11 protein-coding genes are annotated in these 11,033 nt (G+C 54.2%); 10 read left to right on the top strand and 1 reads right to left on the bottom strand.

The genetic code is table 11. From position 1 onward, the window contains the following. The coding region (locus PAT3040_RS37535) for an ABC-2 transporter permease (protein WP_181376893.1) at positions 1-202 on the top strand (202 nt) is incomplete at its 5' end. Between the two features lie 608 nt (positions 203-810). On the opposite strand, the gene PAT3040_RS28525 is transcribed toward PAT3040_RS37535, so the two are convergent. Further along, on the bottom strand, positions 811-1,515 hold the full coding sequence (locus tag PAT3040_RS28525; protein WP_108995351.1) for a Dph6-related ATP pyrophosphatase: 705 nt from the start codon (positions 1,513-1,515) through the stop codon (positions 811-813). 297 nt (positions 1,516-1,812) lie between these two features. Here PAT3040_RS28525 and PAT3040_RS28520 point away from each other — a divergent pair, with 297 nt between their 5' ends. The 9 genes from PAT3040_RS28520 to PAT3040_RS28480 all read left to right on the top strand — a co-directional run bounded on the left by PAT3040_RS28520 (position 1,813) and on the right by PAT3040_RS28480 (position 10,889). Continuing rightward, positions 1,813-3,036 carry an ABC transporter ATP-binding protein gene (locus PAT3040_RS28520; RefSeq protein WP_108995350.1) on the top strand — a complete coding sequence of 408 codons (1,224 nt, stop codon included), beginning with the start codon at positions 1,813-1,815 and terminating at the stop codon, positions 3,034-3,036. Continuing rightward, a complete protein-coding gene (locus PAT3040_RS28515) occupies positions 3,026-3,844 on the top strand; it encodes an ABC transporter permease (protein WP_108995349.1) in 819 nt (272 codons plus the stop codon). Before PAT3040_RS28520 ends, PAT3040_RS28515 begins: the two co-directional genes overlap by 11 nt. Then, positions 3,831-4,637 (top strand): ABC transporter permease, encoded by an 807-nt coding sequence (locus PAT3040_RS28510; protein ID WP_108995348.1) that lies wholly within the window; start codon positions 3,831-3,833, stop codon positions 4,635-4,637. The genes PAT3040_RS28515 and PAT3040_RS28510 overlap by 14 nt, the downstream gene beginning before the upstream one ends. Then, positions 4,634-5,707 carry an ABC transporter substrate-binding protein gene (locus PAT3040_RS28505; RefSeq protein ID WP_108995347.1) on the top strand — a complete coding sequence of 358 codons (1,074 nt, stop codon included), beginning with the start codon at positions 4,634-4,636 and terminating at the stop codon, positions 5,705-5,707. The genes PAT3040_RS28510 and PAT3040_RS28505 overlap by 4 nt, the downstream gene beginning before the upstream one ends. 433 nt (positions 5,708-6,140) lie before the next feature. Then, positions 6,141-6,587: a hypothetical protein gene (locus PAT3040_RS39095; RefSeq protein WP_258235199.1), complete on the top strand. Its 447-nt coding sequence runs from the start codon at positions 6,141-6,143 to the stop codon at positions 6,585-6,587. Between the two features lie 611 nt (positions 6,588-7,198). Beyond that, positions 7,199-7,822 (top strand): YhbD family protein, encoded by a 624-nt coding sequence (locus PAT3040_RS28495; protein ID WP_108995346.1) that lies wholly within the window; start codon positions 7,199-7,201, stop codon positions 7,820-7,822. Positions 7,823-7,839: 17 nt separating this feature from the next. Further along, positions 7,840-8,610 carry a hypothetical protein gene (locus PAT3040_RS28490; protein ID WP_108995345.1) on the top strand — a complete coding sequence of 257 codons (771 nt, stop codon included), beginning with the start codon at positions 7,840-7,842 and terminating at the stop codon, positions 8,608-8,610. Further along, positions 8,603-9,271 carry a hypothetical protein gene (locus PAT3040_RS28485; RefSeq protein WP_108995344.1) on the top strand — a complete coding sequence of 223 codons (669 nt, stop codon included), beginning with the start codon at positions 8,603-8,605 and terminating at the stop codon, positions 9,269-9,271. Before PAT3040_RS28490 ends, PAT3040_RS28485 begins: the two co-directional genes overlap by 8 nt. Before the next feature lie 82 nt (positions 9,272-9,353). Next, a complete protein-coding gene (locus PAT3040_RS28480; protein WP_256976061.1) occupies positions 9,354-10,889 on the top strand; it encodes an MFS transporter in 1,536 nt (511 codons plus the stop codon). The last annotated feature ends 144 nt before the right edge of the window (positions 10,890-11,033 follow it).

Below are 11,033 nucleotides of genomic sequence, written 5' to 3'. Positions count from 1 at the left end.
GCAGTCGGTCGCTCCTGGGCTGCCGATGACGTATTCCGTCGCGGGTTTCCGCGATGTCATCTCCAGCGGCTACGTCAGCCGCATGTGGACCGACGCCGGCGTGCTTGCGATCTTCGCGGCAACATTTGCGGTGTTGTCGTTCGCATTCTTTACGCTGCTGCGCCGACGGAACGAAGAGGAAGCGGGCAAAGCCGCGGCTTAAGCAAGGCAGTTGCACGATCGGTTTTGCTTAAGCTCGGGCTCATATCGAAGGCCATCCCCACTTGTCGGGGATGGCCTTTTGAGCTGCTTGCAGGCTGGCAGGTGCCAACCGCCTGATTCCGGTGCAAGCCTCTCTCTCGCAACGCGGAACTGTGGAATATAGCGGAAAAGTCCGCTATAATGCGCCCAGCGGAGGCCGAACATCGAAATAAAGCGGAAAAGTCCGCTATAATGCGCCCAGCGGAAGCCGAACATCGAAATAAAGCGGAAAAGTCCGCTATAATGCGCCCAGCGGAGGTCGAACATCGAAATAAAGCGGAAAAGTCCGCTATAATGCGCTCAGCGGAGGCCGAACATCGAAATAAAGTGGAGTCCGCTATAACGCGATGGATCGGCCGGGGCAGAGTGTGTGCGTGTGACGCCGAATGAAGCATAAATTTGTGCTTTGATAACACTCCGTCCCCCCCAGTAACGCCAACGCAGAGCTGATGCATAACTATTGTTATTCGACGAGTGCGGGAAACGCCGGACGTAAGCTGCATTCAGGTCTCATTCAAGCTCCATCACAAGCACCATTCCACCACTCGACGATATTGACTCTTAGCGCGATTATAGTCGCCACGCTGCTTTATCCAACTCAAGAGGCAGAAAGGCGTAGTCGCCGTCCCTGACGATAGCGAGCTGTCGTACAGGCACTTGCTTACGGAAAATGGGACCGTCCAGGACGGTCGTATGAAATTCTCCGCCCTCCCCGCAGGGATCAATGCCGCGCCTGACGAGTTCGTCGACGAATTCCCGCGTCATGCTCCTCCCTAAATCCGCCTCCGTCATCCCAAAAGTCAGATTGATCGTCACGACGACTGCGACAAATCCCAGCTCGATGAAGTTTTCCACGCAACGGAGATGATCCATCCGCCACAGAGGCATGCCCAGCTCCAGACCGGCTAGTTTCGTGACCTTGTCATGCCAGCAGCCCTCCTCCGGCATGTCCAGGTCGCCCGTCACAAGAGCCTCGGCGCCCAGCTCCTTGGCCCGGACGAGCAGCTGGACGAACGCCTCTTCGTAATCATCCCAGGTTGCGGCGGCGGATAATACGGGCAGACCGATGGATTCCGCTTGCGCGGCAATAAGCTCCGGCGGCATGCCGTGCGACCGCGAGCGCTCTCCTTTTTCCTCCAGCATGACGATAAGCCCCACGGCTTCTCCGGTTTGCATGGCCAAGTGAAGCGCCAGCGAGCTGTCTTTGCCCCCGCTGAAAGACGCAACGAATCGTCGATGATGAGCATCCGTGCGCCATGTTTTCCCCACAGCCATTTTGTAATTCCCCTTTCATTTCGCTATGCTGACAGTCTACCACGAATGCCAAGCTTTGGATAACGAGCCGTGCTTCGTGAAATAGTAAGCATAGTAGGGTCTTTTTCCAGTTTGATACGATTAAATATTAATCTGTTTATATATTTATTAGGCGACCATAAAGATAGTGTAAGGTTTACCAATATTTCAGTTGCCCTTTTGCGAGAATGCTGTATAATCACATTGATTTAATAGCACCATGGGTCCTTGAGATAAGGGACAACGCCATGCGGCAAGGGAAACGAAGGAGGTTGAAGGATGACAGGCATGCCGATTATCCGGTTCGACTCAGTAACGAAACAATATAGCGGATCCGACCCCGCGGTGCTCAAGGAAGTCAGCTTCGAGATCGAGCGGGGCAAATTCTATACGCTTCTGGGCCCGTCGGGCTGCGGCAAAACGACAATTCTCCGCCTCATCGCGGGTTTTACGGAACCTACGAGCGGCAATATCACGTTTGATGGCAAAATCATTAACCGCGTTCCCGCTAACGAACGGCAGGTGAACACGGTGTTCCAGGATTACGCGCTGTTCCCGCATCTTAACGTGTTCGAGAACGTAGCGTTCGGGCTTCGCGTCAAGCGGATGAAGGGCGATGCCGTCACTTCGAAGGTGAGGGAGGCGCTGAAGTTCGTCGGCCTCTCAGGTTACGAGAACCGCGAAATTACCGAAATGTCGGGCGGTCAGCGCCAACGCGTCGCAATCGCAAGAGCAATCGTAAACGAGCCGCAAATTCTGCTGCTGGATGAACCCCTGTCGGCGCTCGACCTGAAGCTTCGTACCGAAATGCAATACGAGCTTCGCGAGCTGCAGCGCAGGCTGGGTATTACGTTTATTTTCGTCACGCATGATCAGGAGGAAGCGCTCGCGATGTCGGACGAGATCTTCGTCTTGAATGAAGGCACTATCCAGCAGTCCGGCACGCCGACAGACATTTACGATGAGCCGATCAATCGGTTCGTGGCCGACTTCATCGGGGAGTCGAATATTGTGAAGGGCCGCATGCTGCGCGACTTCGAGGTGGAATTCGCGGGTCGGTCGTTCGAATGCGTCGACCAGGGCTTGAACGACGGCGAAGTCGTCGATATCGTCATTCGCCCTGAGGATCTGGAGATCACTTCGCAGGATAACGGCAAGCTGCAGGTGCGCGTCGATACGCAGCTGTTCCGGGGCGTGCATTACGAGATCAGCACCTACGACGATGCCGGCAACGAGTGGCTGGTCCACTCCACGCGCAAGGCGACGGTAGGCGAACGGATCGGCCTGACCTTCGAACCGGAGGCGATCCACGTTATGCGTCTTGGCGAGACGGAGGAGGAGTTCGACAAACGGCTGGAGTCGTATGAGGACGACGAGCAGGGAGGGAGCGCCGACAAGAAGTTTGGGCAAGGAGCGCCATCCGCCCCGGCAAGCCAGTCTGCTGCCGGTTTGAAGCAGGACAATCGAGGTGGAGAAGGCGGGGCTGGTCGTCATGGAAGCTAGAGCGCGCAATTTTTATCTTGTTCCCTACCTGCTCTGGATCGTTCTGTTCGTCGTCGCGCCGATCTTGCTCATCGTGTATTACTCCTTTTTTAATGTGGAAGGCGAGTTCACGCTGAGCAACTATGAAAAGTTTTTCACCCCTGTCTATTTGCGAATGACGCTCAGCTCATTCTGGTACGCTTTCCTCATCACGTTTTTTTCGCTGCTGGTCGCGTACCCGACGGCTTATCTGCTGACGCGGACGAAGCACAAAGGGTTATGGCTGCTGCTTATCATACTGCCGAGCTGGATTAACCTGCTGCTCAAGGCGTACGCCTTCATCGGCCTGTTCGGCACCTACGGTTTTGTAAACGCCGTGCTGGAGTTGACCGGGATCGGTACGAAGCAGTTGTTGTTTACGGACTTCAGCTTTGTGTTTGTGTCGGTGTATATTTTTATTCCGTTTATGGTGCTGCCTATCTTTAATGCCCTGGAGAAAATGAACCCTACTCTCGTCTACGCGGCGCGCGATCTCGGAGCTTCGGCATGGACGACGTTCCGCCGGGTCATCTTCCCGCTGACGCTGGACGGCGTCAAGGCGGGCTGCATGGCCGTTTTCATTCCGGCGTTGTCGTTGTTCATGATTACGCGCCTCATCGCGGGCAACCGCGTTATTACGCTCGGTACGGCGATCGAGCAGCATTTTCTCGTGACGCAGGATTGGGGCATGGGGGCGACGATCGCGGTTTTCCTCATCATTGCCATGGCGCTCTTGATGCTGCTAACCGGCAACAGAAAGCGAGGGCTGATCGACATTGCGAAAAAATAGCTGGAAGCCCTCCAACCTGTACCTGATCGTCGTGTTCGCCATTTTGTACGCGCCGATCTTCTACCTGATGTTTTATTCGTTTAATAGCGGCGGTTCCATGCGGGAATTTGAAGGCTTTACTTGGGAATTCTATGGGGAAGTGTTCCAGGACACGCGATTGCTCATCATCGTGCTCAATACATTTATCATCGCGCTGCTGTCCTCGGCAATCTCGACAATCATTGGCGTGTTCGGAGCCATTGCCATTCATTACATCCGCAGCAACCGGCCCAAAGGAACGCTGCTCACGCTCAACAACGTGTTGATCGTCAGCCCGGACGTCATTATCGGGGCGAGCTTCCTCATTCTGTTTACGATTGCGGGCATCCAGCTCGGCTTCGTGTCGGTGTTGCTGTCGCATATCGCGTTCAGCATTCCGATCGTCGTCATCATGGTGCTGCCGAAGCTGCAAGAGATGAGCGGCACGCTGCTCGACGCGGCGCGCGATCTGGGCGCGAGCTCCTGGGAGGTGCTGACGCGAGTTATTTTGCCGTATATCAAACCGGGCATATTCGCGGGATTTTTTATGGCATTAACGTATTCGCTCGACGACTTCGCGGTAACTTTTTTCGTGACGGGGAACGGCTTCTCGACGTTGTCGGTCGAGATCTACTCGCGGGCGCGCCAAGGCGTGTCGCTGTCGATCAATGCATTATCGACGCTGATCTTCCTGTTCACGATTCTGCTGGTTATCGGCTACTACTTCATTAATCGCCGGAGCAGTCGTCCGGCAGGAAGGGAGGAACGGGCATGAGCGGTTTAGTGCGCACGTTCCTGCTGGTATTCATCGTGGCGTTCGGACTGATGTACGCGGTGGCTGCGTTGAATTCAAGCGAAGGCTACTCCGGAGGCAATACACTGACGATCTACAACTGGGGCGACTATATCGACCCTGAGCTGATCAAGCAGTTCGAGAAGGAGAGCGGCATCAAGGTCATCTACCAGACGTTCGATTCCAACGAAGCGATGATGACCAAGATCAAACAAGGCGGCACCACGTTCGACGTGGCCGTCCCTTCGGAATACGCCATCAGCAAAATGAAAGAAGACGATCTGCTGCTCAAGATCGACCATGGCAAGCTGCCTAACCTGAAGCATATCGATCCCGATTTTATGAACCTGTCCTTTGACCCAGACAATGCGTATTCTGTTCCTTATTTCTGGGGAACGGTCGGCATTATCTACAATCCGAAGATGGTCGGCGACCTTACTTTCGACAGCTGGGAAGACCTGTGGGACGAAAGCCTGCGCAACAATATCTTCCTGCTGGACGGAGCGCGCGAGGTGATGGGGATGGGGCTGAACAGTCTCGGCTATTCGCTGAATGATACGATCCAGGAGCATCTGCAGGAGGCGCTAGCGAAGCTGTCGGAGCTGACGCCGAACGTGAAGGCGATCGTCGGCGACGAGATCAAGATGCTGATCGCAAACGAGGAGGCCGCCGCAGGTCTTGTCTGGTCGGGCGACGCCTCGGAGATCATGGACCAGAACGAGGACCTCGACTACGTCGTGCCGCAGGAAGGCTCCAACCTATGGTTCGACAACATGGTCATTCCGAAAACGGCGAGCAATCTGGAGGGCGCGCACGCGTTCATCAATTTTATGCTGGACCCCGAAGTGGCGGCGCAGAACACGGAATACGTCGGCTACTCGACTCCGAACAAGGAGGCGTTGGCGCTGCTGCCGGAGGATATCTCGGGTGACGAGCGTTTCTACCCGGACAAGGAGCTGACGGACCGCCTCGAGGTGTACGACAACCTCGGCCCGCGCATGTTGTCCCACTACAACGAGCTGTTCCTGGAGTTTAAGATGCATCGGAAGTAGTAAGGGTGTGTTTAAGGGCTGTTTCAGTATATGCGCGCTTGCGGAGCTCCGAATTTTGTGGCACAGTTAAAACAAATAACGTTGTCGGCGGCGAAGAATGCCCCGTTTCCTTGTTAGAGGATACGGGGCATTTTGGCGTTATTTTTCAAAAATATCGCGTGTTAATTTTCCAGGAAGGTTGGTGGGGAATGTGGTAGCGGGTTTTGGTTATGAACATGAGAAGTGGAAGTCGTATCATTTGAAGCGTAGAAAAGGAGAACGGCTGGATGCGTTAAAACGTGGGCACGGCTTTGGAAACAAGATATTTGTTGAGCAGGTTTGGTGGCCGCTTGCGGGTCATTTTCATGTGCTCCATCCGTAGTATGAGGTGAAGGATGGGCGTGGCAAATCTTATTTTGTGGATTTCATGTGGTTGGCCGGCGATTCGCGAATCGTGTTTGAAATTATGGATTACGGTTCGCATGGCACGGATCGTACCAAGTATAGGCTGGATTTGAACAGGGAATTGTTTTTGCAATCGCAGGATTGCAGGGTATATAGCATTGCTCTGGATGAGCTAAAGGAGAATCCTTCCTTTATCTTGTCCATGCTGCGGCATATTCTGACTCCGTATCTGGCTGCAATGAATGGGAGCACGGGGACGGTCGAGAGACAATATGACAGAATGGAGCGCGAGCTCATGCGCATAGCGATACGTCACAATCGATTGATCCGCCCGAAGGAAGCAGCAAGGCAACTTGAAATTCACAACATGACAGTCATCAAATATTGCCGCAGATTAGTCGAGAAGGGCAAATTCAGAGCCGTGACGAGAGGAGAATCGCAGCGGGTGATGTACTACGAGTATATCGGCACTATGCAAAGCCCGGACTTAATATAAATTTGGAGTAGTGGAGCAGGAAGCAGGAATGTGGGGAGAACAACGAGAGGGCATGGACATATCAGAGGCTGCTTCGTGGCTGTAATCGGCGACGACTCATTTCTAGTACACGTATCGGGCGTGATTGGAGTATGGCCAGCGCATTGTGTATGAAATTTCATACTGATCCGGCGTGATTGGAGTGTGACCGACGCATCGTGTATGAAATTTCATACTGATCGGGCGCAAATGCAGTGTAGCCGGCGAATTGTGTATGAAATTTCATACTGATCCGGTGCAAATGCAGTGTGTCCGGCGCTATGTGTATGAAATTTCATACTGATCGGGCGCAAATGCAGTGTGTCCGGCGCATTGTGTGTATCCCCATGTGGATACCACTGAGGCGGGACTACTCATCCCCACTATCCCCAGTAGCTCCGTGTATACATCCCTGTTTATGTGACGGATCCCCAGCGCATCAGCCTCGACTTGTGGATGAATCACATTGTGGATGAATCCCACAAAGCAAGTTGCACACACCCCCTGGTTGCACTTCTGTGGATCCATTTTCTCCATCTTTACTACGTAACAATGTTATGTTACGATGATTATCGTGATAAGGAGGTGCGTGCGTGGAGAGGGAGCTTATATCGAAAAAGGAGCTGCTGGACGCGACAGGCATATCGTACGGGCAGCTGTATCGTTGGAAACGGAAGGGGCTCATTCCGGAGGAATGGTTTATTCGGAAGTCCGTGTTTACGGGCCAGGAGACGTTTTTCCCAAAGGAGCTTATATTGGCTCGCATTGATAAAGTGTTAAATCTAAAGGACGACTTGTCGCTCGACGAGCTTGCGAGTAAGTTGGTGAACGGTCCTGTCGATGCAGAGCTTGGTAAGGATGGTATGATCGAACGAAACATTGTTTCGTTGATATCGGCTCAACGTTATATGAACCGGGACGAGGCGGGAACAATGTATCCGTTCGACCGGATGCTGAAGTTATTCACTGTGGATATGTTGCTTCGAGCAGGAGAGATGGGCTTGGAGGAAGGCGATGTTTTGCTGGCTGCGCTTGAGGAGCATTATCCCAAGTTTAACGGTGAACCATGTGATCTGGTCTTTATTCGTAAGATGGGCATGGCGTCGTTTGTTTTGGTAACGGCATCGTCCGCATTGTATTTTGACGAAGAGGTTAAGATGGTACGGAGGTTAAGCATGCAGGAGACGGCGGAGCAACTGAAGAGCAAACTGCAATGAGAGAAGGAGGCGAATGCATGGAGACGAAGAACCTCGAGACGAGAAAGCCCGAGACGAAGAACCTCGAGATGAAAAACCTCGAGACGAAGGACTTCGAGCGCAGGGGCGGGTTGCCGAATTTGACGATGAGCGGATATGGCAAGGCGAGCGGAGGCGAATATGGGAACGTACAGATTGACGGCGTCACTAAGGTAGCAGGTCATCTGAGCGCTGTGTACGGCATCCGTTCCAGCGGTGTTACGACGATCGAAGGCAACGTCTATACCCCCGAGTTGCGAAGCGAAGGCAAGTTGTCCGTGGAAGGAGCGCTTATAGCCAGAACAACGCTGCTGGATGGCCTGTGCAAGGTTGGTGGACGGATCGAAGCCGATAACGTGAAGCTCGACGGCATGTTGACGGCAGGCGGAGACATCGAAGCCGAGACGTTTATCGGCAGAGGCGTCGTGAAGTCGGAGGGGTTGCTAAACGCAGGGACGATCGAGCTGGGACTTGCGCACAAGGCGAGCAAAATACGAGAGATCGGCGGCGAGACCGTTATCGTCAGCAGACTGGGCGGCAGCGGTTGGGGCTGGCTTTGGAGCTGGGCGTTGCCAAGCGCCGAATCCAGGCTGGACGCTGAAGTCATCGAAGGCGATATCGTTCGGCTGGAGTACACGCATGCGGCGGTCGTGCGAGGAGGACAGATCGTGATCGGCAAGGGCTGCAGAATCGGCAGGGCCGAATTCAAGACACGAATGACGGTTCATCCCGACAGCATCGTCGAGAAGGAGGAGAAACTCGGTGAATGAGCATGTTCAGGATTTGAGACTTGTCGGCACTTCCGAAATGGCCGGAGGAATATTCGGAAAGATCCGCATTACAGGTGACGCCAAGCTGATAGGGCATGTTGCTTGCAGCCAGCTGTCATTGACGGGGACGGCCAAGTTGCAAGGGGATCTGAAAGCCGGCAGGCTGAAGTTTACGGGCGAATTGCAGGTGAATGGCTCGTTAAGAGGCGGGATACTCGGAGGAATGGGAGAGCTTCGCGGGGAGACGGGCATCAGGGGAGAAGAGATTGTCCTGTCGGGAATGCTTCATTCCGGCGGCCCGATCGAAGCGGAGAAGCTGGATATTCGGGGCGCCGTCGAGACGGCAAGCGTCGTTAACGCCGAGCGTACGACCATTCGATTATACGGGCCCTCCCAAGTGGGGGAAATTGTGGGCGGCACCATTGTCGTGCGCAGGAGCAGAGGGTTGGGCCTTAAAAGCTTGGTGCAGCCATCTGTCGAAACGAGGCTTTCTGCTGCTTTAATCGAAGGGGATGAGGTGTATATCGAATATACGCGCGCGGATTTGGTAAGAGGCAATACAGTCAAGGTTGGACCTGGCTGCGAGATAGGCAGAATCGAATACCGGCAAAGCTTCGAGACGCACGCGAAGTCGAAAACAGGACCGGCTGAAAGGTTATAAAAGCATGATAACGATGGATACAATAGGAAGTGCGAGTTCCATCAATCATCCCTCATTTGAATAAAGAAAGGTTGCGTGAAGCGTGACTGCAACGGTAAAAAACAAAAATCTCGGCATCGTTATCGCCGGCCTTCTGCTCGGCATCCTTATGGCTTCGATGGACAATACGATCGTCGCCACGGCGATGGGCAACATCGTCGGCGAGCTAGGCGGGCTGGACAAATTCGTATGGGTAACCTCCGCCTACATGATTGCCGAAATGGCGGGCATGCCGATCTTCGGCAAGCTATCCGATATGTATGGACGGAAACGATTTTTTGTCTTCGGCATTATCGTCTTCATGATCGGCTCCGCTTTATGCGGGACGGCTTCTTCGATTGAGGAGCTGGCATTGTTCCGCGCCGTGCAAGGCATCGGGGCAGGAGCGATGGTACCGACGTCGTTCACGATTATGTTCGATGCGGTACCGCTTGAATCCCGGGGCAAGCTGGGAGGCCTGTTCGGAGCCGTATTCGGCATGTCGAGCATTTTCGGGCCGCTTTTGGGTGCCTATATTACGGATCATATCGCGTGGGAGTGGGTGTTCTACATCAACCTGCCGCTTGGACTTCTGTCCCTCTGCATGATCGCGTTTTTCTACAAGGAATCGCTGGAGCATTCCAAACAACCGATCGATTGGACGGGAGCTGTTACCCTGATCGGTTCCGTCGTGGCTCTTATGTTCGCGCTGGAGCTGGGCGGCAAAACCTTTGCATGGGACTCGTGGCAAATTATCGGCATGTTTGCGGCATGCGTGCTGCTGCTAATCGTGTTCCTGTATGTGGAGACGAAGGCCAAGGAGCCTATCATCTCGTATTCGCTTTTCCGAAATCGTCTGTATTCGACTAGCATTATCGTTGCGTTTTTCAGCGGCGCGGCCTTCATCGTGGCATCGGTCTATATCCCGATCTTCATTCAGGGCGTGCTCGGCGGCACGGCGACGAATTCAGGTCTCGTGCTGCTGCCTATGATGCTCGGCTCCGTCGTGACGGCTACGCTCGGCGGCGTGCTCATGACGAAAATACCGTATCGAAACGTCATGGTCTCTACGCTGATCCTGCTTGTCACAGGCACGGTGCTCGTCACGACGCTGTCTCCGGAGTCCGGCAAGCTGCAGGTGACGCTGTACATGATTCTGCTCGGTCTGGGTATTGGCGCATCGTTTTCGGTGCTCAGCAATGCGGCCATTCATGGCGTCTCCATTCGTCAGCGCGGCACGGCGAGCTCTACCCTCAACTTCATCCGCTCGCTGGGGATGACCGTAGGCATTACCGTATTCGGTATTATTCAGAGCAACTACTTCTCCAGCCGATTGAATGAAGCGTTTGGCGGCGCCACGGGCGGTCCTGCCGTCGGCGGCGATCCCAGGGAGCTGCTGGCTCCAGAGAAACGCGCCGAAATGCCGGCCGAGGTGCTGGATACGATTGTGTCTGCCCTCTCCTCGTCGATTACGTTAACGTTCGCCATCGCGATTGTTCCGGCTGCTCTGGCGCTGCTTGGGTCGTTCTTTATGGGCAGAAGCAAGCTAGATCCTTCGGCGGTAGCGGAGGGCGATCATGCCCATTCCGGAGGCCACTAACGCATCGGGGAATACATGCTGCAATCAGCCCGCCATTGGCGGCGTGCGGGCCTTCGGGGCTTGCTCGTCGTCATGCAGCGGGCTTTTTTATATTCTGAAAATGAATACCTTTTTGCGCTTTATCCGGACTTGGAGTTCTCGGAA

The sequence above is a fragment of the Paenibacillus agaridevorans genome (genome assembly GCF_003112455.1).
In the GTDB taxonomy this organism is placed as follows: domain Bacteria; phylum Bacillota; class Bacilli; order Paenibacillales; family Paenibacillaceae; genus Pristimantibacillus; species Pristimantibacillus agaridevorans.
This window is presented reverse-complemented; position numbering and strand designations above follow the sequence as displayed.